This is a genomic window from Streptomyces sp. NPDC050433 (genome assembly GCF_044458565.1).
In the GTDB taxonomy this organism is placed as follows: domain Bacteria; phylum Actinomycetota; class Actinomycetes; order Streptomycetales; family Streptomycetaceae; genus Streptomyces.
Genome location: NZ_JBITIB010000010.1, coordinates 207164 through 230669, shown reverse-complemented (window position 1 = coordinate 230669; position 23506 = coordinate 207164). Strand labels below are relative to the sequence as shown.

22 protein-coding genes and 1 pseudogene are annotated in these 23506 nt (G+C 67.6%); 6 read left to right on the top strand and 17 right to left on the bottom strand.

Features of this window, described 5'->3' with window-relative positions; all coding sequences use genetic code 11:
* Positions 1 to 29 precede the first annotated feature (29 nt).
* The 3 genes from ACIBLA_RS15095 to ACIBLA_RS15085 all read right to left on the bottom strand — a co-directional run bounded on the left by ACIBLA_RS15095 (position 30) and on the right by ACIBLA_RS15085 (position 3901).
* The gene (locus ACIBLA_RS15095; protein WP_399198832.1) at positions 30 to 1115 is read right to left on the bottom strand and encodes a WD40/YVTN/BNR-like repeat-containing protein; all 1086 of its coding nucleotides are present in this window, start codon (positions 1113 to 1115) and stop codon (positions 30 to 32) included.
* A gap of 72 nt (positions 1116 to 1187) precedes the next feature.
* Positions 1188 to 2114, bottom strand: a complete 927-nt coding sequence (locus tag ACIBLA_RS15090) for an aldo/keto reductase (protein WP_399198831.1) — start codon at positions 2112 to 2114, stop codon at positions 1188 to 1190.
* Between the two features lie 425 nt (positions 2115 to 2539).
* The gene (locus tag ACIBLA_RS15085) at positions 2540 to 3901 is read right to left on the bottom strand and encodes an FAD-dependent oxidoreductase (RefSeq protein ID WP_399198830.1); all 1362 of its coding nucleotides are present in this window, start codon (positions 3899 to 3901) and stop codon (positions 2540 to 2542) included.
* Positions 3902 to 4103: 202 nt separating this feature from the next.
* Here ACIBLA_RS15085 and ACIBLA_RS15080 point away from each other — a divergent pair, with 202 nt between their 5' ends.
* Positions 4104 to 4766, top strand: coding sequence for a DUF6214 family protein (locus ACIBLA_RS15080; protein ID WP_399198829.1), 663 nt, complete (start codon positions 4104 to 4106; stop codon positions 4764 to 4766).
* Positions 4767 to 4814: 48 nt separating this feature from the next.
* Here ACIBLA_RS15080 and ACIBLA_RS15075 read toward each other — a convergent pair whose 3' ends face one another.
* Positions 4815 to 5492, bottom strand: coding sequence for a DUF305 domain-containing protein (locus tag ACIBLA_RS15075; RefSeq protein WP_399198828.1), 678 nt, complete (start codon positions 5490 to 5492; stop codon positions 4815 to 4817).
* Positions 5493 to 5681: 189 nt separating this feature from the next.
* Here ACIBLA_RS15075 and ACIBLA_RS15070 point away from each other — a divergent pair, with 189 nt between their 5' ends.
* Positions 5682 to 7181, top strand: a complete 1500-nt coding sequence (locus ACIBLA_RS15070; protein ID WP_399198827.1) for an LVIVD repeat-containing protein — start codon at positions 5682 to 5684, stop codon at positions 7179 to 7181.
* A 50-nt stretch (positions 7182 to 7231) separates the two neighbouring features.
* Here the strand turns inward: ACIBLA_RS15070 and ACIBLA_RS15065 are convergent, their stop codons facing one another.
* Positions 7232 to 7852 (bottom strand): helix-turn-helix domain-containing protein, encoded by a 621-nt coding sequence (locus ACIBLA_RS15065; protein WP_363242057.1) that lies wholly within the window; start codon positions 7850 to 7852, stop codon positions 7232 to 7234.
* Positions 7853 to 8566: 714 nt separating this feature from the next.
* On the opposite strand from ACIBLA_RS15065, the gene ACIBLA_RS15060 reads away from it, so the two are divergent.
* Positions 8567 to 8710 carry a hypothetical protein gene (locus ACIBLA_RS15060; protein ID WP_399198826.1) on the top strand — a complete coding sequence of 48 codons (144 nt, stop codon included), beginning with the start codon at positions 8567 to 8569 and terminating at the stop codon, positions 8708 to 8710.
* A gap of 758 nt (positions 8711 to 9468) precedes the next feature.
* On the opposite strand, the gene ACIBLA_RS15055 is transcribed toward ACIBLA_RS15060, so the two are convergent.
* The 8 genes from ACIBLA_RS15055 to ACIBLA_RS15020 form a co-directional block, all read right to left on the bottom strand.
* Positions 9469 to 10674 (bottom strand): aldo/keto reductase, encoded by a 1206-nt coding sequence (locus tag ACIBLA_RS15055; protein ID WP_399198825.1) that lies wholly within the window; start codon positions 10672 to 10674, stop codon positions 9469 to 9471.
* An 882-nt stretch (positions 10675 to 11556) separates the two neighbouring features.
* Positions 11557 to 12933 (bottom strand): metallophosphoesterase, encoded by a 1377-nt coding sequence (locus tag ACIBLA_RS15050; RefSeq protein WP_399198824.1) that lies wholly within the window; start codon positions 12931 to 12933, stop codon positions 11557 to 11559.
* A 107-nt stretch (positions 12934 to 13040) separates the two neighbouring features.
* Positions 13041 to 13517, bottom strand: a complete 477-nt coding sequence (locus ACIBLA_RS15045) for a hypothetical protein (RefSeq protein ID WP_399198823.1) — start codon at positions 13515 to 13517, stop codon at positions 13041 to 13043.
* Between the two features lie 20 nt (positions 13518 to 13537).
* Entirely contained in the window at positions 13538 to 14362 is an 825-nt protein-coding gene (locus tag ACIBLA_RS15040) for an FAD:protein FMN transferase (protein WP_399198853.1), read from the bottom strand.
* A 261-nt stretch (positions 14363 to 14623) separates the two neighbouring features.
* On the bottom strand, positions 14624 to 15313 hold the full coding sequence (locus ACIBLA_RS15035) for a flavodoxin (RefSeq protein WP_399198822.1): 690 nt from the start codon (positions 15311 to 15313) through the stop codon (positions 14624 to 14626).
* 58 nt (positions 15314 to 15371) lie between these two features.
* On the bottom strand, positions 15372 to 16649 hold the full coding sequence (locus ACIBLA_RS15030; protein ID WP_399198821.1) for an FAD-binding oxidoreductase: 1278 nt from the start codon (positions 16647 to 16649) through the stop codon (positions 15372 to 15374).
* A 2-nt stretch (positions 16650 to 16651) separates the two neighbouring features.
* Positions 16652 to 16843, bottom strand: a complete 192-nt coding sequence (locus ACIBLA_RS15025; RefSeq protein ID WP_399198820.1) for a hypothetical protein — start codon at positions 16841 to 16843, stop codon at positions 16652 to 16654.
* 598 nt (positions 16844 to 17441) lie between these two features.
* A complete protein-coding gene (locus ACIBLA_RS15020) occupies positions 17442 to 17831 on the bottom strand; it encodes a hypothetical protein (protein ID WP_399198819.1) in 390 nt (129 codons plus the stop codon).
* A gap of 508 nt (positions 17832 to 18339) precedes the next feature.
* On the opposite strand from ACIBLA_RS15020, the gene ACIBLA_RS15015 reads away from it, so the two are divergent.
* Both ACIBLA_RS15015 and ACIBLA_RS15010 read left to right on the top strand, forming a co-directional pair.
* Positions 18340 to 18798 carry a hypothetical protein gene (locus ACIBLA_RS15015; protein WP_399198818.1) on the top strand — a complete coding sequence of 153 codons (459 nt, stop codon included), beginning with the start codon at positions 18340 to 18342 and terminating at the stop codon, positions 18796 to 18798.
* 131 nt (positions 18799 to 18929) lie between these two features.
* Positions 18930 to 20197, top strand: a pseudogene (locus tag ACIBLA_RS15010) (xanthine dehydrogenase family protein molybdopterin-binding subunit); the annotation flags it as partial.
* Here the strand turns inward: ACIBLA_RS15010 and ACIBLA_RS15005 are convergent.
* From ACIBLA_RS15005 to ACIBLA_RS14995, 3 genes are read right to left on the bottom strand one after another with little or no spacing between them, the layout of a single operon-like run.
* Positions 20152 to 20388: a hypothetical protein gene (locus ACIBLA_RS15005; RefSeq protein WP_399198854.1), complete on the bottom strand. Its 237-nt coding sequence runs from the start codon at positions 20386 to 20388 to the stop codon at positions 20152 to 20154. The pseudogene ACIBLA_RS15010 and the gene ACIBLA_RS15005 overlap by 46 nt on opposite strands.
* Complete coding sequence (locus ACIBLA_RS15000; protein ID WP_399198817.1) at positions 20385 to 20792, bottom strand: cupin domain-containing protein; 408 nt, start codon at positions 20790 to 20792, stop codon at positions 20385 to 20387. The genes ACIBLA_RS15005 and ACIBLA_RS15000 overlap by 4 nt, the downstream gene beginning before the upstream one ends.
* A gap of 12 nt (positions 20793 to 20804) precedes the next feature.
* Complete coding sequence (locus ACIBLA_RS14995; RefSeq protein WP_399198816.1) at positions 20805 to 21137, bottom strand: carboxymuconolactone decarboxylase family protein; 333 nt, start codon at positions 21135 to 21137, stop codon at positions 20805 to 20807.
* 286 nt (positions 21138 to 21423) lie between these two features.
* On the opposite strand from ACIBLA_RS14995, the gene ACIBLA_RS14990 reads away from it, so the two are divergent.
* Entirely contained in the window at positions 21424 to 22320 is an 897-nt protein-coding gene (locus ACIBLA_RS14990; protein WP_399198815.1) for a helix-turn-helix transcriptional regulator, read from the top strand.
* A gap of 23 nt (positions 22321 to 22343) precedes the next feature.
* Here the strand turns inward: ACIBLA_RS14990 and ACIBLA_RS14985 are convergent, their stop codons facing one another.
* Positions 22344 to 23465, bottom strand: coding sequence for an XdhC family protein (locus tag ACIBLA_RS14985; protein WP_399198814.1), 1122 nt, complete (start codon positions 23463 to 23465; stop codon positions 22344 to 22346).
* Between the last annotated feature and the right edge of the window lie 41 nt (positions 23466 to 23506).

Sequence of the window (23506 nt, the reverse complement as noted above, 5' to 3'; positions counted from 1 at the left end):
TCGCGATCAACGAAACAGCGACCGGCACGTCAGCCGAGGACCGCCGCCCGCACGCACAGCACATCGGGAAGGTGCGAGGCGAGCTGCTGCCAGGTGTCGCCGTCGTCCGCGCTCGCGTACACCTCCCCGTTGCGGTTGCCGAAGTAGACACCGGCCGGGTCCGCGTCGTCCGTGCACAGCGCGTCGCGCAGCACCGTCCCGAAGTGGTCCCCGTCGGGCAGGCCCGTGCTCAGGGGCTCCCACGTCTCGCCCGCGTCGGCCGTACGGTAGATCCGGCAGCGCCGGCCGGCGGGGACCCGGTCGGAGTCGGCCTGGATCGGGAACACGTACGCCACGTCCCCCCGGTGCGGATGGGCCGCGACGGCGAAGCCGAAGTCGGACGGCAGGCCGGCGCCGATGTCCGTCCAGTTGGCCCCCGCGTCGTCGCTGCGGAACACGCCCCAGTGGTTCTGGAGGTAGAGCCGGTCCGGATCGACCGCGTCCTGCGCGATCTTGTGGACGCACTGGCCGAACTCGGGGTTGGGATCAGGCAGGAAGACCGCCGACACCCCATGGTTGGAGGGCGCCCAGCTCGCGCCGCCGTCACGGGAGCGGAACACTCCCGCCGTCGACACCGCGACCGTGACCGCGTCCGCGTCCCTGGGGTCGGTCACCACCGTGTGGACCGCCTCGCCGCCACCGCCGGGCACCCACTGCGAACGCGTCGGGTGCTCCCACAGAGGCCGGACCAGCTCGAACGTCTCGCCCCGGTCGGCGGACCGGAACAGCCCGGCCGGTTCGGAGCCCGCGTACACGACGTCCGGCGCGGCGCGGCCCGCCGGATGCAGCTGCCAGACCCGCTCCAGCGACGCACCGGTGTCCTTCGGGAACTTCACGGCCGGCACGCCGGGCTCGGTCCAGCTCACGCCGAGATCGTCGGAGTGGAACACGGACGGGCCCCAGTGCGCGCTGTCGCCGCCGACCAGCAGGCGCGGCACGGGGCGGCGGGTGTCGATCCCGATCGAGTAGACCGCCTGCGCGTTGAAATGCGGTCCGTCGAGCTCCCACCGCCCGGCGCGCCTGCGGCCGATGAAGAGTCCCTTTCGTGTGCCCACGGTGAGTAGTACGTCGGTCATGGTGCATACCTCCGAAGACGCCGTTGTCCCAGACTCCGGCCAGTCTGCACCCACCCACTGACAGCGGCCCGGCTACTCGCCGGTCCGGCGGACCGACCCGAGCCGCGCGATCTCCTCGTCCGTGAGACGGATCGCGCCCGCCGCCACGTTCTCGACGAGGTGGTCCGGATCGCCGGTGCCGGGGATGGCCAGTACGTGCGGGCCCTGCTCCAGCGTCCAGGCGAGCCGGATCTGCGCGGGCGACGCGCCGTGCGCGCGGGCCACGGCGCGCACCGCCTCGTCCTCGGCGGCGCCCGCGCCCTCCTCGCGCCGGGCGCCGGCGATCGCGTAGAACGGTACGAAGGCGATGCCCAGTTCACCGCACTCCCGCAGGAACTCCTGCTCCGCGCCGGGCGCGTCGACGCTGTAGGCGTTCTGCACACAGACGACGGGCGCGATGGACCGGGCTTCGGCCAGATGCGCGGAGGTCACGTTGGAGATGCCGAGATGGCGGATGAGCCCGGCTTGACGAAGATCCGCCAGCACACCGAAGTGCTCGGCGAGCGAGCCGGTCGCACGGCTCGGTGGGAGACGCAGATTCACCACATCGAGATGGTCACGGCCGAGCTGGCGCAGGTTCTCCTCGACCTGACCACGCAACTGCTCCGGCTCGGCCCACCAAAACGCGCCCGCAGGGTCCCGGGCCGGCCACACCTTGGTGGTGATGAGCAGGTCGTCGGGGTACGGCGCGAGCGCCCGGTTGATCAGCTCGTTGGCAGAGCGTGTCGGGGAGAAGTAGAAGGCGGCGGTGTCGATGTGGTTCACGCCGAGTTCGACTGCGCGCCGGAGCACGGCGAGGGACCGCTCGCGGTCGCCGGAGCCGCCTCCGGCCCCGCCGCCGGCGGCGAAGGGCACGCCACCGGTCAGCCGCATCGCACCGAACCCGACCCGGTTGACGGTCAGATCACCGAGCTTCCAGGTGCCGGCGGCTGTCGGGGGACGCGTACGGGTGTCGGACATGGGTCTCCTCTGGGAGGGAAGGACGGTCGGGTGTTTCGGGATGCCTCGGCCTGCCGGACGCGAGCCGACTCCGGAAAGGGGCGTCCGGGCATGAAAAAAGCCTCCCTGGAGCGGATCGGAATCCGTGCCGGAGGAGGCGTGGAAGGCAAGGCATCCTAGCATCCCGGATCCGACCGGTCGGCCGGGCCGTGCCTGACACATGCGCCGTGCGCCCGCAGGATGGGGGACCGCTCTCGTAGTTGACGTACGTTGGCACCGTCGAGAACGGTGCCAACGCACCGAGGGAGCGTGCCGGGCGTCACGCGCCCGGCGGGAGGTGTTCAGACGCGGCCCAGGGCCTGTCTTTCGGATCAGGCCGGATCAGGGCGCGTTGCCGGGGGCCGCGAGCCCGGCAAGATCGACAAGGCACCCCCCCAGGTACCGGACTACCCCCGCTCCCCGCGTGCCGCCGCCAGCAGGCCATCCCAGTCCGGGATCTTCACCGACCGCCGTCCCAGCGATGCCCCCAGCGCCACCTCCGCGTCCTCGATCGCCAGCCAGCCCGGCCACTCGACCGGGTGGTGCCCGGCCGCCCGCAGTGCGTCGAGCGGGTCCGCCGTGATCCGGCGTGCCGCCAGCCGCGGCACGTCCGCGATGAGCGAGACGACCGTCTCCTTCGCGCAGGCGCGATTGGTGCCGATCACGCCCGTCGGGCCGCGCTTGATCCAGCCCGCCGCATACTCGCCCGGCGACGCCACGCCCTGTCGCAGCACCCGGCCCGCCTGATGTGGCACCGTGCCCGTCGTCTCGTCGAAGGGCAGCCCCGCGATCGGCACCCCCCGGTAGCCGACCGCCCGCAGGACGAGCCCGGCCTCGATCTCCTCGTACGTCCCCGTGCCCCGCACGCCGCCGCTCTTGTCCGGGGCGGTGCGTTCGAACCGTACCGCCGTCACCCGCCCTTCGGCGCCCAGCAGTTCCACAGGGCGCAGGAAGAACCGCAGGTGGATGCGGCGTGCCCGGTCCCGATGGGGCTGGTCTGCCCAGCCGCGTACGACGTCGACGTTGCGCCGGTTGACGGCGGCGAGTGGGGCCGCCGTCGGTGTGGCCGGGGCGTACGCCGGATCGAGCGCCAGGTCGGCGGGCTCCACCCGTACCTCCGCCGAGGGCAGCGCGCCCAGTTCACGCAGCTCCTTCGTCGTGAACTTCGCCTGCGACGGGCCGCGCCTGCCCACCATGTGCACGTCCCGGACCGCGCTCCCCGCGAGCGCGCCGAGCGCCGGGTGCGGCACATCCGTCGGCCGCAGGTCCTCCGCGCCACGCGCCAGGACACGCGCCACGTCGACGGCGACATTGCCCACGCCGATCACCACGACCGAACGCGTGCCGAGCCCGAACTCGGCGGGCGCGGCATCGGGGTGCGCGCTGTACCAGGAGACGAAGTCGGTCGCCGAGTGGCTGCCCGCCAGCTCCTCGCCGGGGATGCCGAGCCGGCGGTCGCGGGCGGCGCCGACGCAGTACACGACCGCGTGGTAGAGCCCCAGCAGCCGTTCGGGTGTGAGGCCGCGGGTGCCGATCTCCACGTTGCCCAGGAACCGCACACGTTCGTGCTCAAGCACCGAACGCAGCGTGTTCTGCAGCGACTTGATCTTCTCGTGGTCGGGTGCGACGCCGTACCGCACCAGTCCGTACGGGCAGGGGAGGCGGTCCAGGACATCCACCAGGATGCCGGGGACCAGCGGCTGCTGGACGAGGGCCTGGGCGGTGTAGACCCCGCTGGGACCTGATCCGACGACGGCGATGCGCAGCACGGCGCACTCCTTCCGGCAGGAGACTTCCAGCATCGCACCGGTGCGCGGACGTGGGGAGTACGCGGCGCCGTCGGCTCGCGGGAGACGGCGCGGCTGGGGGTACGCCAGTGCGCTGACCGAGTGCGATGCGCGCCGGGGGCGAGTGTGCCACGAAGGAAGGGCAGAATTGCCTGATTAAGTGGTGAATGTGTCAGAACTTGAGATGACTTCCGCCGCTGAGCCCACGGCACCCGTCTGGCCCCGGTGGGAGGTGCAGGGGTACGGCACGGTCACCTGCGATTCGCCGCCGGGTGGCCGGTGCGAGCTGCCGCGGCACGAGCTGGTGCCGCCGTGGGTCGACATCCGGCTGACGTTCGCCGACGGGGCCCGCGTCGACGTACTCACCGTCCTGCGGGACGGTGTGATCGCCGTCGAGGACGCGCAGGCCGATCCGCCGCTGCCCCTGGACGATCTGACCGAGCTGGGCAACTGGATCGAGGCGCCGCTCGCGTACGCCTGCCGGGCGGTGGCGGCACAGCACCATGTGGAGACCGATCCGGACACCGACGACGCGGCGGCGGTGCCGGTGGACGTGGACGTGGCGAACGACAACCCCTCCGACCTCACCGACGCCCCCGACCTCGACGCGTCCCTGCCGGAGGAGGACCCCGCGCCCGTCGGCCGGCATCGCGCCGACGACGCCACGTCCTCCGACAGCGCGGACCGGCGCGGTGTGGCCGCCACGTACCGCAGGGCGCAGCAGTTGGGCCAGGATCCGGTCCTCGTGGTGATGTGCGCGACGGGATACGGACGCCGCAAATCGCTCAGCCTCATCGCGAGCGCCCGCGACGGTGGCTATCTGGCGCCGCGCCACCGCCGCCGCTGACACGGGACCGGCCGGTGAGCCACGGCTGTGTGAGATGTCGGGCTCGCCCTACAGTGAGCGCATTCGGTTGATTTCGGACGTCTGCTGCGCGATCACATCGCCGGCCATCTCTTCGAGTTGGACGTTGTTGCCCGCTGAGAGCGCATCGGTCGCCATCGTGACCGCACCCTGGTGGTGCGTGACCATGAGGCTGATGAAGAGATCGTCGAACGCTTTGCCCTTCGCGGCGCGCAGCTTCGCCAGCTGGGCGTCGGTGGCCATGCCGGGCATCTCCATCGAGCCGTGCTCGTGGCCGCCCTCCTTCTTCGCCTTCTCCTCGCCGCCGTTGATTTTCAGCCAGCCCTCCATGGCGCCGATCTCCGGCTTCTGCGATGCGGCGATACGCTCCGCGAGCCGCTTCACCTGGCCCGATCCGGCGCGGTCCGGGGCGAGTTCAGTCATCACCAGAGCCTGGCTGTGGTGCTGGATCATCATCGTCGCGTAGCCGAAGTCGGAGGAGTTGGGCGTGTTGTCCGGAAGTTCCTTCGCCGCCTCCTCCGGGGAGAGGGTCCGGGACTTCTCGCCCGGTTTGCCCGGAGCGACCACCTGTCCCGTGGCCCCGCTCTTGGTCTCGGCGTTCTTGCCGTCGTCGCCGGAGTCGCAGGCTCCCAGGGTGAGTAGGGCGGCGACGGCCGCCGTCGCCACGACGGGCCGGAGGACACGTGAACTCCTGGTCCGGATCAACACGATGGCCTCCTGTGGTACTTGACGTGTATCGGGCACGTTGTTAGGCACAGTAGTAACACGGTTCCGGACACGACTGATCAAAAATTTTCATTACATGTACGTTGCCATCTGTTGTGATGTACATGAGACGGACGATACTGCCGACGTCCGTAAGCCGTTCAACTGGGAACGGATACAAGGGAGGACGCAGTGACTTCGTTGCACACCACCCGCGTGCGCCGCAGACGTCTGGGCGTGGCAGCAGCCGCTGCCGCCGGGCTCTTCGCCACGCTGCTGGCCGCCGGACCGGCGGTCGCGACACCGGACCCCGGTGACAAACCGGCCAAGGAGGAGACCTCCAAGAGCCAGCAGGCCGAGGCCCGGGAGGCCATCGAGAACAACGACATACCCGGTATCGACGAGATCATCCACAGCGACAACATGTCGCACGTGGCCAACGTCCCCAAGGAGCACCTGAAGGGGACCAACTCGGACATCGCCTTCCAGGGGAAGTACGCCTTCTCCGGAAACTACGACGGCTTCCGGATCTTCGACATCAGCAAGCCGTCGCAGCCCAAGACCGTCGCACAGGTCCTGTGCCCCGGCGGGCAGAACGACATATCCGTCTCGGGAGACCTGCTCTTCCTGTCGACGGACTCCTCGCGCAGTGACAACTCCTGCTCCAGCGTCTCGCAGCCGGCGACGGAGAAGTCGTCCTGGGAGGGCATGAAGATCTTCGACATCAGCGACAAGCGCAACCCCGAGTACGTCGCCGCTGTCGAGACCGCGTGCGGTTCGCACACGAACACGCTCGTGCCCGACGGTAAGAACGTGTACGTGTACGTCTCGTCGTACTCGCCCAGCGCCGCGTTCCCGGACTGCCAGCCGCCGCACGACGGCATCAGCATCATCAAGGTGCCGCGCAACGCGCCCGAGAAGTCGGCGGTCGTCGACTTCCCGATCCTGTTCCCGGACGGCGGCAACCCCGGCGCGCCCACCAACCCGGGCGTCTCGGCGACCACCGGCTGCCACGACATCACGGTGCTTCCCTCCAAGGACGTCGCCGCCGGTGCGTGCATGGGTGACGGCATCCTGTTCGACATCAAGAACCCGGAGCAGCCGAGGGTCATCGACCGCGTCCAGGACAATGTGAACTTCGCGTTCTGGCACTCCGCGACCTTCAACCAGCGCGCCAACAAGGTCGTCTTCACCGACGAGCTCGGCGGCGGCGGCGCGGCCACCTGCAACGAGGAGATCGGCCCGAAGCGTGGTGCCGACGGCATCTACGACATCGAGGGCAAGGGTGACAGCCGGAAGCTGAAGTTCAAGAGCTACTTCAAGATCGACCGTCCGCAGGCGGACGCCGAGGTGTGCGTGGCGCACAACGGATCGCTGATCCCGGTCAAGGGCAAGGACATCATGGTCCAGGCCTGGTACCAGGGCGGTATCTCGGTCTGGGACTTCACCGACTCCTCGAAGCCGAAGGAGATCGGCTACTTCGAGCGCGGCCCGGTCACCCTCGACCAGGTCACCACGGCCGGCCCGTGGTCGGCGTACTACTACAACGGCTACATCTACTCGAACGACATCGCCAAGGGCCTGGACGTCATCAGGCTCGACGACCGCCGGACGGACGAGGCGAAGAGGGTGAAGATGGACGAGCTCAACGTCCAGACGCAGCCTGACTACTTCGAGGACTTCCGCAACTGACCGGCGCGGCCGGCCGCTGACGGGGCGGCCGGACCGCCGGAGTCATGAGGTCATGAGTTGTTCCGCCGGGCGGGCTCCCCGCCCGGCGGAGCGGCGTACGCGGGGTCCAGGCCGTACCGGTGGAACAGCTCGCCCCGCAGGCTGACCAGCGGCATCCCCGCCCCCGGCAGCAGAATCGCGAACACCGCGCCCATCATCAGCGCGCGCAGCAGCGGATAGTCGCTGTCCACGTCGTTCGACCCGTACCGCTTCATCGTCTCGCGCAGCAGCTCCGCGAGCCGCTGCTGCTCGGCGCACTGGACGAAGCCCTCGGCCTGCAGAATGCCCGCCATATGGGCGCGCATCACCACCGGGTGGTCGACCGTGAGACCGATGACGGAGTCGATGGCCCGCGCCAGCAGCTCCCGTCCGTCGTCGGTCCGCGGCTCGCGTTCCAGGGCAGCCCGCAGGGTGCGGTGCATCAGCCGGTGCACGGCCGACTGGAACATCTGGCGCTTGCCGGGGAAGTAGTACGAGACCAGTCCGCGCGCCGCGCCTGCCCGGTCGGCGATGTCGGCCAGGGTCGTCCCGTCGAAACCGCGCTCCTCGACCAGGTCCACGGTGGCCTGCAGAAGCCGTTCGCGGGAACGCCGACGAAGTTCTTCATTGACCGATGCGCTTCGCGGGGACATGCAGGACTCCTGCGTTGACTGGCTCCAAGCCAGTATACTCGGCACGTCCCTGCCGACCGCCCTGTCGGGCCTGGTGGGCTGGATGGACGCTGTCTGTCTTGGGCGACGCGGGGGATCGTCCAAGACAGACAGCGTGCTCGTCGCTTCTCCTTACTGACCTGCAAGTTTGCAGGTCAGTAAGGAGAAGCGGTCGATGCAGGTGTGCGGGTTCGGCCATCTCTGGTCACCGTTGATCGCACTCGTGCTGACTCGTTGCTGACTTAGCTGACGCTCCCTCAGATGATTTGGTGACCCCTAAGGGCGGTGCTCTGGCGCTGCTGGCCGGACTGACTGCCTAGCGGCAGGGGGCGTCGGCAGTGCCATGGAACGAAGGGCTGCTGGCCTGCTGGGCCAGGGCTTTGCCGCAGGGCTGGTGCGAGGATCTTCGAACTTAGCGAGTCTTTCGTGCTCATTTTCAGGGAGTCGGGGTTTGGCGAGTCAGTACGTGCCGTCCTGGGTGGAGTGCGTGGCGATCCTTGAACCGGCCGCAAAGGCCGTCTGACCTGCGGGTTCGCGTGGTGTGCGCTATGTGCACCATGGGCGTTACGGGCGATCTCGACGCTGAAATGACGCTCTCCGAGGCATCGTGACGCTCATTAGAGGCTCGTCCTGATGGGCCATCAGGCGCATTGCGTCGCTGGTCAGGCGGCCTCTTGGCTGCGAGGGTGTGGCAAGGTGCCGGGAATTTCGTGGTGCCGAGCGGTCGACGGATGGAACGAGAACCCCAGGCCCTTCACCTGGACCAAGACCGCCGACGAGATCCTCAACTCCCTCGCCGACTACCTCACCAAAATCAACCCGCCGACCACTGAAACCTGAAACAGACTTAGTCTCGTCATTTCTGGCGCATCACACTAGTGCCAGTAGATTCTTCGTCTGCTGGTGGTACACCGTGCGCATGGCCCTGACCAGTGCGAATGCGACGTGTGAAGGGAAGCGGGCAGCCTTTGGCCCGCGCATGATCCGGATCTTGGTCGTGAGCTGGGAGAGGTCGGCGCCGGACGGGGACTCGGGTTGCCTACCCGGCGGCGGAGACCTACAGAGGTGCGGTTTTTCTCGCCTCTGACCTGCACAGACGCGCATTTCGGCGTCTTTAAGGATTGTGCTGCGTTTACGCAAGGATGGCCGCTGTCCGGATGTGGTGACCTACGCGGACAGTTCAGCTGAGGTGCCCTCGTAGCTGCGCTTTAGCGGCTGGCCATGCCCTGGAAGAACCGCAGCAAAGCGTCCTTGATCTCGTCGCTCGGAGTCCAGGACGAAGAGCGTTCCCTGAAGCGTGTGCCAAGGCCCCATGTGCGGCCTCGGGAGGTTCCAGGCCTCGAAGGCGTCGTGGACATCTGCCGTACCCACGATCACGAAGGAGTCGATGTCGTGTCAGCGTCCTGCAGCACCTGCGTGATCCACGCGCTGTCGGCGGCACCCGTATTGACGTCACTCTTCATTCTTGGCGAGCGGGCGTATCTGCACCTGGTCACGGAGTGCCTCAACTCGACCGGGCGGGTGTCCCCGGCCGGAACATCCCGTCGGCGTACGGGATGTTCCGGCCGGGGGCGGGGCGTCACGTCCCGTGCGGTCGGTCAGCGGGGCGGTGCTTCGACACCCGTCATGGCGAGGGCCTCCGGCGGGAGACGGTCGCCGTGGATGGTGATGCGGGCGATGGAGGCGTTGAGTTCCTGGAGTTCGTCGCGGGTGAACCTGACTTCTTCGGCGCCGATGTTCTCCAGGAGGTGGGACAGCCTGGTGGTGCTGGGGATCGGTACGATCCAGGGCTTCTGTGCCATCAGCCAGGCGAGGTCGATCTGGGCGGGGGTGGCGCCCTTGCGTACGGCCCATTTCTGGAGCAGTTGCACCAGTGGCATGTTGGCGGCCAGGTTGTCCTCGCTGTTGCGGGGGAACGCGGTCCGGCGGTCTCCCTCCGCGAATCGGGTGTACGGACTCATCGTGCCGGTGGTGAAGCCCATGCCCAGTGGTGCCCAGCACACGAAGCCGATGCCGAGTTCCTCGCAGAGCGGCAGGACGTTCTCCTCCGGTCCGCGCCACAGTGTGGAGTACTCGTTCTGTATCGCGGTGAGCGGCTGGATGGCGTGGGCCCGGCGGACGGTCTGCAGGCCCGGCTCGGAGAGGCCCCAGTGCAGCACCTTGCCCTGGGCCATGAGGTCCTTCACCGTGTCCGCGACGTCCTCGATCGGGACGGTGGGATCGACCCGGTGCTGGTAGAGCAGGTCGATGTGGTCGGTCCTGAGGCGCCTGAGCATGCCGTCGACGGCCCGACGGATGTGTTCTGGGCGGCTGTTCAGGCCGTTGCGTGCTCCGGTATCCGGGTCGATGTCCCAGCCGAACTTGGACGCGATCACTACGTCGTCGCGGACGAGCCGCAGGGCATCACCGACGATCCGCTCCGACTCCCAAGGCCCGTACGCCTCGGCCGTGTCGAAGAACGTCACCCCCTGGTCGACGGCTGTGCGGATGAGGGTGATCATGTCCTTGCGGCTGGTGACGGGGCCGTAGAGGTTGCCCGGCATGGTCTGGGTGCCGAGGCCGATACCGGAGACCGTCAACCGTCCGAGCCTGCGGTGGCCGGTCTGCGTGATCGCCGCGGTCACCTGGTCATGGCGGCGGGTGGGTACCCCGGCACCCATGGCGGGCTGTGCCGCGTGCGCCGGTGTCGCTGTGGCTCCCGTCACGGCGATTAGCGAGGTCGCTGCGAGTGCGGCCGCGCCCAGGAAGCCGCGACGGCCGCGGTCTGTCGAGTCGCCGTTCGGCGTGCCGTCATGTTCGTGCATGGGTTGCCTTCCTCATGGTCGTCTGTTGAGAGCACCCTCGGCGCATCACCATCGGTGACGAAGAAGCAGACCCTGTTGCCCTGGTCAGCTTTCTGTCCTGGCCTGAACAGGCCCCGTAGACGGGGCGGGCCTCGTCGAGCAGTCGGAGTGGGAGATGAACACCTGGGCACTTCGTCCGGCGGCGTTCTGGCCACGTCCGTAGCTTCGGATGATGCCCACGCTCGTCCGGCGATGGGCGTTGTCTGGTTTCGATGGTGCCGGACAGTCAGATTCAATCAGCGTGACCATCGGGATGGGAGGGCGTGTAGTGCCAGGTAACGGCACTACCCCCCACGCCCGGCGGAGGGCTCTCGGCCCGGGCATGGCCCCACTCGGCTGGAACGGCCCGCGAGGCCGCACCACGACGTGGCGATGCTGAACTGATCAGTGAGTGGATTTCGTGCTTCAAGGCTCAAGGCCGTTGGTGGTCAGCGTTCTGCGCCCTCGCTGATTGTTTCCGGAAGTAAAGGACGGGAAACGAGGCCCCGTTGGGCGGCGAGGCCGATCACCCTTCGGCCCACTCGCCCGGTGGCCGTTACACGGTTCGGCGGCTTGAGTCGGTGCCTCTCGCTCTTTCCCTTCACCCGGGCTCACGCCGGCCGCCCCTGCTCCGATTGCTCGGCGTCCTCCGTGCAGGCACACGCGCTGGGGTTGCAGGCAGACGGGACACGGGCCACCGTTAGGTCGTACGTGACGCCTTGGTGCTCCTCCCTCTCTTGGACGAAGATGTCAGTTGCGCCGGGAAGGCGCGGTGAGGCCTGCCGATCGTCGCGGCACTCGCATCGGGAGCAAGCCGGGGTGCGACCCGGCCGGTGGGAGCGCGGGTGCGTAGCCGTCCGGGGACTATGCCTGTCTTGAGGCGAGTTCGACGACGGTGATGTCGGACGGTGCGCCCACGCGGACGGGTGGGCCCCAGACGCCGGCGCCGCGGCTGACGTACAGCTGGGTGTCGCCGTAGCGTTCCAGGCCGGCGACGGTGGGGTTGGCCAGTTCGGCGAAGTAGTTGCCGGGCCAGAGCTGGCCGCCGTGAGTGTGGCCGGAGAGCTGGAGGTCGACACCATGGCGGACGGCGTCGTCGATGACGACGGGCTGGTGGGCGAGGAGAACGGCGGCGCGGGAACGGTCGCGGTCGCCGAGAGCCTTGCCGAAGTCCGGGCCCTGGCCCTCTTCTTCGCCCCGGACGTCGTTGACGCCGGCCAGGTCGAAGCCGGGCAGTTCGGTACGGGCGTTCTCCAGCGGGCGCAGCCCCAGGTCCCGTACTTTCTCGATCCACGGTTCGGCACCGGAGATGTACTCGTGGTTGCCGGTGACGAAGTACGTGCCGTGCCGGGCCCGGAGCCCGGCGAGCGGTTCCACTGCCGGGGTGAGGTTCTCGACGCTGCCGTCCACCAGGTCGCCGACGACCGCGATCAGGTCGGGCTGGGTCGCGTTGATGGTGTCGACGACCCGCTGGGCGAAACCGCGGCCCAGGATGGGACCGACATGGACGTCGCTGACGACCGCGATGCGGAACCCGTGCGCGCTGCCTGGAAGTTTGGCCAGCGGAACGGTGAGACGCTTCACCTTCGGCCCGCGCAGCACACCGTATGTGCCGTGGCCCACGGTACCGACGGCCACGGCCGCGGCGGTTCCGCCCACGACGCGGGACACGAAGAGGCGGCGTGACGGGCCCGTGGGGGCGGTGCCGGCCGACGGCGTGGGCTGCTCCGGTGCGTGCGGGGGGTCCGGCACGGCGACGGGCCCGGCCGGGCCTCGTGCGGCAGCGGCGTCGCCGCGATGCGTCGCCCCGGACGGTGGCTCGCCGACCGAGACGAGTTCCTCCACGCCGGAGTCAGCCGCTTGCGCCTTCGTGGACTGCGTCGTCGGCAGGCCCCGCTGCGGCTGGTCTGTCCCGGCGCCCCGGCGCGCGAGCCACCGCCGGAGCACCGGCCGGACGGCCTCACCGGCCAGCGCTGTGAGCAGCAGGTAGACGAACAGCGCCATCCACAGGTACCCGGGCCAGGCCAGGATCTGCTGCAGAAGGAAGGGGACAGCGTCACCCTCCGCTGTCATGGCAGCCATCGACAGCAGCGGGCCGGCCACGAAGAGGACGCTTCCCGCTCGGCGGAGCAGCGAGCCCTTGGGTGTTGTGTCCTGTATGAGACGGCGCCACACGTACCAGTGGAGTGCGCCGAACAGTGCCAGTACGGCGGCACTGACGAATGCGAATATGACGGCCACGACCTTGCGCGGTCCTTCCTTTGAGATGCTGCCTACGGGCTCATGAGCCCGTAGGGCCGAGATGCCCCCGGGCCGGATGAGCCCCTACGACCTGCTTGCGGACCGCGTCACCCGGTGGCTTCAGCCTTGATCTTTTCGAGTGCGTCGTTGAAGCCGGCGGGCGTGTGGCTGTTCCCCGCCACACGGTCGAGACTCACGTCGTCGATGTCCCGGCCGACCACGAGTGCCGGTACCGCGTCGGCGAAGCGCCTCTGCAACGCGAGTGAGGTCTTGTTCGTCGCGTGAGGGGTGACCTCGGCAGCGGTGATCTCGTCGTCTTCGAGCGTGATGGCCACCCCGATACTTGAGCCCCGGGTTCCGTACTCGCCGTCCACGGAGTACTCGCCGTCGTCGTACGGGCCGCGATGCGAAGCGGAGCCGGAAGAGGCGGGGCTGGTGTTCAAAGCGGACGGGGAAGCCGCGCTGTCCGGCTCGGTATCCGTGACGGCGCAACCTGCGATCGTGGCAGTGGCAGAGATTCCCACCAGCGTCGCGGTGATCTTCTTTCTCAGGGCTGACATGTCTTCCTTGCTTGTCGACGTCATGAGGCCCGGGCAGTGTTCCCTCAGGTGAAGAGCTCGCCTGCGAAGTTCGGAGAACGGTCGACGCGCCCGTCGGCATACATCCGCACGTAGGCGAACGGGAAGGTCTCCGCGAGCCGCGACATGTCGGTGAAGAACAGCGCCGTCGCCAGGCCGTCGGCGAGCGCGGTCTCGTCGGCGACGACCCAGGTGGCGACCACTCCTCCCACCGGGACACCGGTCCTCGCGTCGAGCACGTGGTGCAGACCCTCGCCCCACGCCCGCCGGGCGACCCCGGACGCGCACAGTGCCTGATCTCTCAGGTGGGCCACGCCGATCACCCGCTTGGGATCGAAGGGGTGCTCCAGGCCGACCCGGAAGGTCCGCCCGCCCGCGTGGAGCAGGTCCCCGCTCCCGTCGATGACGAACCGGGTGTGGCCGGCCTCGCGGAGGATCGCCGAGAGGAGGTCGACCAGGTAGCCCTTGCCGACCGCTCCCACGTCGATCACCAGCGGCCGCCGCGTGACAAGCGCCGTGCCGTCCCGGACGACGTCCGTGACCCAGGTCGTGCGACCCCGGGCACGCTCGGCCGCCCGCACCTCTTCGGGCGCGGGCGTGAGGGAGTAGGACGGGTCGTAGCCGAGGAGCTCCAGCTGCCGGCCGACGAGCGGATCCACGGCGCCCTCGGTGGCCGTGTACAGACAGTCGTAGAGAGCGAACAGCTTGATGGAGTCCTCGGGGAAATCGAACCGGCCCCCGTCATGAGCGGCGGCGATCCGGGACACCAGTGAATCCGGACGGAAGCGGGAGTACGTGGCGTCGAACCGCCGGACCCGCTCCAGGATGCGGGCACGCAGACACGCGCCCATCGGCTCGTCCGTGTCGATCCGCCAATCCGTGCCGATGGCCTCGAAGGAGAACCGGTCGGTTCGCGTTTCCTGTCCGCCCAGGGCAGCCTGCCCTGAGGTATTTGGTGTGCCTGGCCCGACATCGATCACGACCGCTACTTCCTGTGGGATGTCCTTTGCTACCCCCCTTCGCGTCCTCGGCCGCTGTGTGGCAGACCGTGAGGTGCCCGGGAGCCGCATCCTCACCTGCCTGACATGCCTGCTCTGGCTCTGAAGGGCTCCTTAGCCAAGGCTGTCGAGCCAGTCACTCACCTCGGACTCGGCATTGTCCATATCGTCCCGCGAGATCGTGAACGCATTACTGATGACAGTGGAATCGGGAAGTTTTTCAGTGATGGCTTCCACGGTTTCCCCCAGGCGGTTTCCGCCATGAGTGCTGAACAGGATGATGTTCTTTCCGCTGAAGTCATGCTGCTCAAGGAATGTGTACACCGGCATCGGTAGGTCGTACCACCAGATTGGGTAACCGATGAACACGGTGTCATACTCTTGAAGGTTCGGGATCAGGGCTTTGAGTTTCGGCCTTTCGTTTGACTCCTGCTGTTGGAGCGCGAGGTCCTCAAGCGTGCCGTGATCAAGGGGCAGAGCTTCTGCCGTCTCGATACGGAACACGTCGCCTTCGGTGCGTTTCTCGATGATTTGCGCGACGTACTGGGTGTTCCCGAGTACTTTTCCGTCGACGACGTGTGTGCTGTTTTCCTCGTCTTCGGTCATGTTGTCCGGGGCATCGGTTTCTGGCATCGAAAAATAGGTGACCAGAGTGCGCGTCTTGTCCAGAGGTCGGTCGATTTTCGCGGGCCCCGAAGCGCGAGAGGTGTCGTCTCCCCCTATCATCGAGCAGCCCGCGACGCCGGCCCCAGCCAAAGCTGCGCCGGCCAATGTGAGAAATTTGCGACGTGTCGTGCTGGTCATCTCAGTAAACTCCGTATCATCGCTGAACTCGATCTTGTGTAGAAGGGCGGTACGCCGTCTACATGGTGAGCCGTTCTTGGTGTATGCGTCGTGCGGAGACTCCTATTCGTCGCAGCAGGCGCTGGTTTGCCAACACGGCGAGGTTCGGTCCCACGATGAAGAAATTGCCCTTCGCGACCGCCTCGGCAGACAATATGCCGGCGAGATCTTCGCGGCGGAACCGGCCGACACTGACAGTGGCATGCAATCGGCTGCCAGGCGCCGCCTCGTACTCCTTGAGCACGTCGTGGAAATAGGCGTCTTCCGGGCTGCGCACCGCCCATAGCAGGTGAATCTCTCGGTCGGTGTGGTGAGCTGCTGCCAGGCTGAGCAGCGGCGACACGCCCGCGCCCATCCCGACGAGGACGAGCGGAGCTTCACGGTCCCGATTCTGGACGATCGATTCGAAGCGGCCGAACGGCCCCTCCAAACGCATGCGGGTTCCCACCTCGACGTTGTCGAGGCGGCGAGTGAAGTCTCCGTGCTGACGAATAGTGAAGGTCAGGGTCTCCTGATTGTCGTCGGTCACCGAGAAGGGATGCCATTCTCTGCTCACAGCAGAGGACCCCTCGAAACGGAGGAAGAAGAAGTCCCCTGGCCGCAAGGTCGCCGTCTTGCTGTCGAGATCCACCGACACCCTGCGGGTCGACCCGCCGAGAGCGTCATTGCTTATGACGGTACCTGTCAGATAAGTGTCGGATGCGATCAATTTCTTCCAGGCGTAGACGGACAGCACCGTCACTGTGTACAAATCGAAGAGCACCATGAACGAAAAGTACTGGTTGGTTCGCACGAGTAGGTGGGCATGCAGCCAGATCATCGCCACGATCACCAGGTTGATGCGATGAATCCACACGACGAGCTGGTGACGAAAAACAATCTCCAGAAGCCCCTTGGCTCGCAGTAGCAGCCTTGACCTGTCGACCAGCCACCCGCTCAGGAAGAACACCGAGAAGCACAGCACCCCGAGAAATCCGTAGAACGCCCAATCGCCCAGGTTTCGGGCCAGAGGGGTCGGCGAGTAGGAGTACTCGCGGTGCACATAGGCCATACCGATCGCCAGCACGCCGAGCATTCCATGAAGCCCGTAAATGGACGGCAGTCCCACGAAACGGTCCAGCCACGACGGCCTCGTGCTGAGCGCGATGGACAACAGCCACCATGCATACGCGATCAGGCCGAGGAAGATGTAGAACTTCAGGGATGGAGGCACTGTTGTGGCCACGAAATCGTATGTGAACACCAGTGGGAGCGGAAAGACGACCGCGAAGCTCCAGAACAGCAGCTTACGTAGCATTTCTAGGACTCCACCCGGTCTGTCCGGTCAAGCTTGTTCGACCGTTGCCCGGCCTCGGGCGTCTTGGTGTTGCTCACCGAGGAAACTCCTCGCGGGCCCGTGTCCCGCACCTTTTGCAGGTTGACGTAGATGAGTGCCGCCATGGTCAGGGCGGCAACAGCAATCAGGACGACCATTTTGTGTTTCGGCTTCACGCGCGGGCCCTTTCCAGCAGGAGCTTGCGCTGGTGGCCTGCCGAGCCGATGAGCTTTTCGTCATCGGCCGACTTCGAGGTCTGACCCATCGAGTGTTCTTCCTGTCTGCGTTGCGTGGATTGCCCGGTTGTACGTCCGTGTGAGGTCGATGACCGTCCTCCCGGCGAGTTGCGTTGCCGATCGACGTACAAGTCACCTGCGAAGTCCTGGCGAAGGAACTTCGCCACACGGCTTGCCTCGGCGACGGCCTGGTCTTCGACGTCTCTTCCGGGGCGGGAGTGGTCTGCGTGGGCCGGACGCGCGGCGTCGGTACGTGGATCAGGTCGTCAGCACACGATTCGATGCCGGCAGCCTCGATCGTGGGCAGTGGGGACGCGTAGGGAGAGGAGTGTGTCGCCCCACGGTCCACGGTCCGAAAGAGCGCACCTGGGCGTGCCGGTGATCAGAGGGTGGACGACCCATGAGCCGGCGCAGGTGATGAACAGAACCTGGGGAGGCCGGCACCGCGCTCAGGCGGGCATGACGACAGCTCTCACGTCGAAGCACTGGGCGAACATGGTGCCCGGCGTGTGTCGCGTCAGCCCGGCCGCAGGTCGTCTCAGCGGCGGAACACTTGAAGTGCTGCGAGTGAGGGAGCGGCTCTTGCGGATCTCGACGCGAGCTGCGGCGTAGTAAGGCCGCTTTGGGGCAGCCCGGTGAGTTCATCTCCCCGGACACCGCCGATGGAGGGCTCCGTGGCGGGGCGGTGGCGGTCACGACCCGCCAGCGAGGAGGACGGGTCCACGATCTGCCCGACGTCGCCGCAGGTGGCGAACTCGTCGGAGGGGCCGGCGGCGGCGTCCACGCTCGCGGACCATGCCAAAGGCGCCGGGGCAGGCACGTGGGTGGCGGACCCGAACGCGCCGGGCACCATCCCACCGATGAAATGCAGGGTCACCAGGAGAGCGGCCAGAACAAGAACGCACAGGGATGCCTTGTCCCGCGGCATGCGCGTCCTTTCGGCCGTTCTCATTCATTCGACTTTCGTCCGGGGAGAGCGGGAAAGAGACATTCCCTTTTTGTGTCGCTCTGGGAATCTTCGGTGGCCGAAAGCGGTACGCCGTTGAGTGGCCGTACTGGTCTCACGCCTTCGGTGGAGTCGCGCAGGTTTCCGGCGCTCGTGAACAAGCTTGCCGGAAGAGCTCACCCCGCGACAGGGCGCGTTGTGCCAGGGAGCGTTGGTCAGGGGAGCAACAGGGCCCCCAACATTCCTCCCGGACGGACCGCTTGTCTGCTACAGACGGAGTCGGCCGGGATCCTCAACAGGAAGGGCCGCCAGGGCGGTGCCGGCCCGGTTGGGGACGTGGCGGCCCGGCGGACGGCGGTGAGGGGCCCTGTCAGACCCCTGAACAGCGCTCCCTGGCATAGCGCGGTCTGCCACGCGCGCGACCGGAGCAGCAGGATGGACGTCAGCTGAAGATTCATACGGATGGCCAACCCCTGGAGGGACGGGAGATATGGCAGTCCTGAGCAAGAAGTTCGCGACTGCGGCGATGATGGGGATCTCCGCCACTGTCGCCCTCGCCGGATGCTCGTCATCGGACGACACGGATACGACGAGCTCGCCGCCGACTTCGAGCAGCAGAGCCGCCACGGAGACCGGAGCGGCCTCAGCGCCGGGCGGCGCCTACACGGACGGTGAGTACAGCGCCGACGGTGAGTACGGCACCCAGGGCTCCAGCATCGGTGTTTCGCTCACCCTGGACAACGGTGTGATCACCGAGGTCGGGGTAGAGCCCCATGCGACGAATGAGACGTCGCGTGGTTACCAGGAACGCTTCGCCGACGCCGTTCCGGACCTCGTTGTCGGCCAGGACATCGACGGCGTGAACCTCGACCGCGTCGCAGGTTCGAGCGGCACCCCGGACGGCTTCAACGACGCCCTCCAGAAGATCAGGGAAGAAGCGTCGCAGTAGAGCACCAGCCTCACAGTAGGAGCAACCAAGTGAGCCCACAGCCGCAGGCAGCCGTCGGCGCCCCGCTGTCCCGTGTGGACGGTCGAAGGCTGGATCTGACGTACCGGATGGCCCGCAACCATCACAACGCGATGGAGCCGCACGCCACCGTCGCCCGGCGGGACGGTGACCAGCTCACGCTGTGGGACAAGACCCAGTGGGTGCGCGGTACGCGCGACGATCTCGCGGCCAAGTTCGGCATAGCCAAGGAGAAGGTGCGGGTCATCTCGCCGTTCGTCGGCGGCGCCTTCGGCAACTCACTGCGCAGCTGGCCGCCATCACCATCGCCGCGATGGCCGCCCGCGAGGTGAATCGCCCGGTCAAGCTGGTGCTCACGCGTCGGCAGCTGTTTTTCAGCTGGGGTTCCGGCCCGCGTACGAGTACGCGGGCCGCCTGGGCAGTGACAGGCGCGGTCGCCTGACCGCGATGGTCCACGAGGCGGCGGGCGAGACGTCCGGTTACGAGAAGTTCCGCGAGAACATCGACGCCCCTGGCCGCATGCTTACAGCATGCCCAACGTGCGTACGGTGTGCGAGTCGGTGGCGCCGGCCGGACGCGAACACTTCCACGCCGATGCGCGGCCCGGGATACGCCAGCGCCGCGATCTCCATCGAGTCGGCCCTCGACGAACTGGCCTACGAACTCGGCCTGGACCCGCTCGAACTGCACCGCCGCAACGAACCTGACGACGACGAGTCCAGCGGGCTGCCGTTCTCCACCCGCAGACTGCGCGAGTGCTACACCGTGGGCGCCCGCGAGTTCGGCTGGGACCGCCGCGACCCCGGGCCCCGGTCCACCACCGATGGGAACTGGCTGATCGGCACGGGCGTGGCCGCTGGCGCCTACCACACCCTGCGCAGCGCGTCCCAGGCCTCGGTGCGCCTGGACGCGGACGGCACCGCGCTGGTCCGGTCCGCGGCCAGCGACATGGGCCCGGGCACCTACACCTCGATGACCCAGGTAGCCTCCGACGCCCTCGGCCTGACCACCCGGCATGTGGACTTCCGGGTGACTCCGACATGCCCCCTGCACCTGTGCACGGCGGTTCGCAGACGATGGTGAGCGTCGGCTCCGCAATCCAGGGCGCCTGCGACCAGGTGCGCCGACAGGCGGTCCAACTCGCGGTCGAGGACAAGGACTCACCGTTGTACCGTGTCGATGTCGATGTCGACGCCCTACGGGCCGGACGGCTCTTCGTGAAGGACACCCGATGCGTGGGGAGTCCTGCCGACGGCTGCTCGCCCGCCACAACGTCACCCATCTGGAGAAGCTGGGTCCCTACACGCCTGCTGAGTCCCGCTTCTCCATGTACGCCTACGCGGCGACGTTCGCGGAGGTCGCCCTGGACCGGCGGCTGGGAGGGTCGGACGTGCCGGGCTCGCTGATCACGGTGCCGCCGACCGTGAAGCTTCCCTGCTTCTGGATCCTGAGTGGTCCGGCAGCACCGTGGTCGCCGCCCGTCATGGCCTCATGTCTGGACTCGCCGAACGCCTCCGAGCCGGCCGCCGCCGCGGCCGCGGCGAGCCCCTTCACCATGTTTCTGCGGTTCACTTGCTGGTTCCTCCGTACTCGACGTCTGTCACGTGTTCGCCCCACTCGACGTCGGGTACGCCGGGGTCACCGGTGGTCTCCGATAGGGCGAGGTGGGTCATGAAGTGGTCGGGTGCGGCGCCGTGCCAGTGCCACTCGCCGGGAGGGGTGTGGACAGTGTCGCCCGGGCGCATGACCATGACCTCGCCGCCGCGGGCCTGCACCAGACCGATTCCCTCGGTGACGTGCAGGGTCTGCCCGACGGCGTGCCGGTGCCAGGCGGTGCGGGCGCAGGGCGCGAAGCGCACCACACCCGTCCGGAGCCGGGAGGTCGCCACGCCTTCCGTGATCATGTCCACCCAGACGTCGCCGGTGAACCGCTCCGCAGGACCCTTCGACGAAGGCTTCTTCTTGAGGAACTCCATGCTGTCCCGCCTCTAGTCCGTTTCTTCGGCTTCTTCGACGATGGCTTTCAGCTGTGTGAGAGCTCCCATTCCGCTGGGCCATCCGGCGTAGAAGGCCACGTGAGTGAGGGCTTCGACGAGCTCGTCTTTGGTGACGCCGTTCTGCAGGGCCAGGCGAAGGTGGCTGTTGAGCTGCTCGGGCCGATAGGTGGCCGCGAGGACGGACACGGTGATCAGGCTGCGATCGCGTGGGGAGAGGCCTTCCCGTTTCCACACGTCACCGAACAGCACCTCATCGGTCAACTCGACCATCTTCGGTGCGAGATCGCCGAGTAGTTGCTGAGCCCGGGAGGTTCCGTCTGCCATATGTGCACATCCCCTCTGTGTTTGTGAAGTGATCACCAGCGCAGGTTCAGCTTGGCCTTCGGCGCTGGCCCGTGGCAGACCGTGTCGTGCCAGGGAGCAGCGTTCCGGGGCATGACAGGGCGCCTCACATTGCGGGTGAATGGGGCGTAGTGGTTGTTTGGGCCACTTGAATTGCGGCATGTCGCTGCGGTGTGGTTCTTGAGGGTCCTTGAGGGACAAGGCGCCGAGTACAAGTGGGCAAGCTCCGTATCGGCCGGTCGCGGTCGGAGGCTGTCACACTGAGGGTGTGGCACGTGAGCAGCAGAAAAGAAGCAGTGGTACCGAGCTCGGCCGTTTTCTGCGCGCCCGCCGGACGGAAGTCAGCCCTGAAGAGGTCGGCATCACGGCGGGCCCGGGTCTGCGCCGGACGCCGGGGCTGCGGCGGGAGGAGCTGGCCACCCTCGCGGGGGTGAGTATCGACTACTACGCTCGCTTGGAGCGCGGCCGGGAGAGCCACCCCAGCCCTGCCGTCCTCGATGCCCTGGCACGTGCGTTGCGCCTAGGGGATGCCGAGCACAAGCACCTGCACGACATCTGCCTGCGTGCTGCCCGCAGTCGGTCTCCGTGCCAGGGCGCGCCCAGCCGTTCCGTGGACCCCGGTACCGAGTTGCTGCTCGAACGTCTGCGGCCTTTCCCCGCCCGCGTGCTCAGTCGCACCATGGACCTGCTCGCCGCCAACCCGGGAGGACTGCGGACGCTGGCCGGGATCGAACGCTGGCCCGTCAAGCAGCGCAACATCGCGCGGTACGTCTTCCTTCATCCCATGGCCCGCGAGCTGTTCCCGGACTGGGAGGTGACGACGCGTGGCTGCGTCGCCCGGCTGCGTGCCCTCGCGGGCACCGACCCGGACGCTCCCGACCTCGCCGAGCTTGTCGACGAACTGCTCCTCAAGAGCCTGGAGTTCACACATCTGTGGGAGTCCTACGACGTGAGGGCATTCGCCCAGGGACACAAGACGATGCGGCACCCTGAGGTCGGCACTCTCACCCTGCGCTATCAGTCCCTGTTGATCGAAGGCACCCAGGGGCATCGCCTGGTGACGTACTACGCCCTGCCGGACACGCCGGACTACGCCGCCATGGTCCTCCTCGACCAGGCGGATCAAGGTCACGGTGCGATCCCCACCGAGAAGCACCCGGGCTGAGCAGCGGGAGTTCCCAGCCACGCTCACGCCGGTGTCCGGCGGTGATGGATGGGGCCCGTGGTCCCGGTAAGGGGCGTTCCCGAGCCTTGATGGCTGTGGGCGATGATCTCCGCGCCGATGGAGATGGCCGTCTCTTCGGGAGTGTGGGCGCCGAGGTCGAGGCCGATCGGGGAGTACAGGCGGGCCAGGTGTTCCTGCGGGACGCCGGCCTCCCGCAGTCGTTCCAGGCGGTCTTCGTGGGTGCGGCGTGAGCCCATCGCGCCCACGTACCCCACCGGCAGGCCCAGCGCCTGGTGCAGCAGGGGGATGTCGAACCTGGCGTCGTGGGTGAGGACGCAGATGACGGTACGGGGGTCCACTTCCGTCTCGGCGAGATAGCGGTGCGGCCAATCGGCCACGACGTCGTCGGCGTGCGGGAAGCGGGCGGGGGTGGCGAAGACAGGGCGGGCGTCGCACACCGTGACCCGGTAGCCGAGGAAGTCGCCGATCTTGCTCAGAGCGTCGGCGAAGTCGATGGCGCCGAAGATCAGCATCCGGGGGCGGGACGCATGGGTGTGGACGAGGACGGACAGCCTCTCCGGGCAGGCCGTCGACTCTCCGCCGACCTCGACCCGGTCGCTACGGCCCACGTGCAGCAGTGCGCGCGTCTGGGCCGCCACCGCACCTTCCCAGTCCTCGCCGTCCACGGCTGCGTCGTGCGTGCTGCCGTCGCCGGTGACGCTCAGGATCCTGCCGAGGAGTTCTTCGGGTCCGTCGATGATCTGGGCCACGGCGGCGGGCCGTCCGGACGTCACCTCGTCGAGGGCCACGGTGAGGTGGGGATGATCGGAGGGATCGATCCGCTGTACCAGGACCTCGAGTTCGCCGCCGCAGGTCAGACCCACGGCGAAGGCATCGTCGTCGGAGTAGCCGAACCGTTCCCGAGTCGGGGGTTCGTCCCCCGTGAGCAGGAGTTGGCACAGCTCGTAGACGGCGCCCTCCACACAGCCTCCGGACACACTGCCGATTACGGTGCCGTTGGCGTCCACGGCCAGCGCGGTGCCGACGGGCAGCGGTGCGCTGCCGCTGACCTGGACGACGGTGGCGAGGGCGAATGGGTGGCCCTCGCGGCACCAATTGTGCAGCGTGTCCGCGATGTTCAGCATGGGTGGGATCTCCAGGAGTGGCGGCTCCGGGCCCGGGGCAG

Coding starts and splice junctions, on each gene's coding strand:
- ACIBLA_RS15035 (WP_399198822.1), bottom strand. CDS start 15,313: ATGACCAGCACGACACGTCGCAAATTTCTCACATTGGCCGGCGCAGCT.
- ACIBLA_RS15080 (WP_399198829.1), top strand. CDS start 4,104: ATGACTTCCGCCGCTGAGCCCACGGCACCCGTCTGGCCCCGGTGGGAG.
- ACIBLA_RS15045 (WP_399198823.1), bottom strand. CDS start 13,517: ATGACGTCGACAAGCAAGGAAGACATGTCAGCCCTGAGAAAGAAGATC.
- ACIBLA_RS15040 (WP_399198853.1), bottom strand. CDS start 14,362: ATGGGCGCGTGTCTGCGTGCCCGCATCCTGGAGCGGGTCCGGCGGTTC.
- ACIBLA_RS14995 (WP_399198816.1), bottom strand. CDS start 21,137: ATGGCAGACGGAACCTCCCGGGCTCAGCAACTACTCGGCGATCTCGCA.
- ACIBLA_RS15095 (WP_399198832.1), bottom strand. CDS start 1,115: ATGACCGACGTACTACTCACCGTGGGCACACGAAAGGGACTCTTCATC.
- ACIBLA_RS15065 (WP_363242057.1), bottom strand. CDS start 7,852: ATGTCCCCGCGAAGCGCATCGGTCAATGAAGAACTTCGTCGGCGTTCC.
- ACIBLA_RS15030 (WP_399198821.1), bottom strand. CDS start 16,649: ATGCTACGTAAGCTGCTGTTCTGGAGCTTCGCGGTCGTCTTTCCGCTC.
- ACIBLA_RS14985 (WP_399198814.1), bottom strand. CDS start 23,465: ATGCTGAACATCGCGGACACGCTGCACAATTGGTGCCGCGAGGGCCAC.
- ACIBLA_RS15015 (WP_399198818.1), top strand. CDS start 18,340: ATGGCAGTCCTGAGCAAGAAGTTCGCGACTGCGGCGATGATGGGGATC.
- ACIBLA_RS15055 (WP_399198825.1), bottom strand. CDS start 10,674: ATGCACGAACATGACGGCACGCCGAACGGCGACTCGACAGACCGCGGC.
- ACIBLA_RS15020 (WP_399198819.1), bottom strand. CDS start 17,831: ATGCCGCGGGACAAGGCATCCCTGTGCGTTCTTGTTCTGGCCGCTCTC.
- ACIBLA_RS15000 (WP_399198817.1), bottom strand. CDS start 20,792: ATGGAGTTCCTCAAGAAGAAGCCTTCGTCGAAGGGTCCTGCGGAGCGG.
- ACIBLA_RS15090 (WP_399198831.1), bottom strand. CDS start 2,114: ATGTCCGACACCCGTACGCGTCCCCCGACAGCCGCCGGCACCTGGAAG.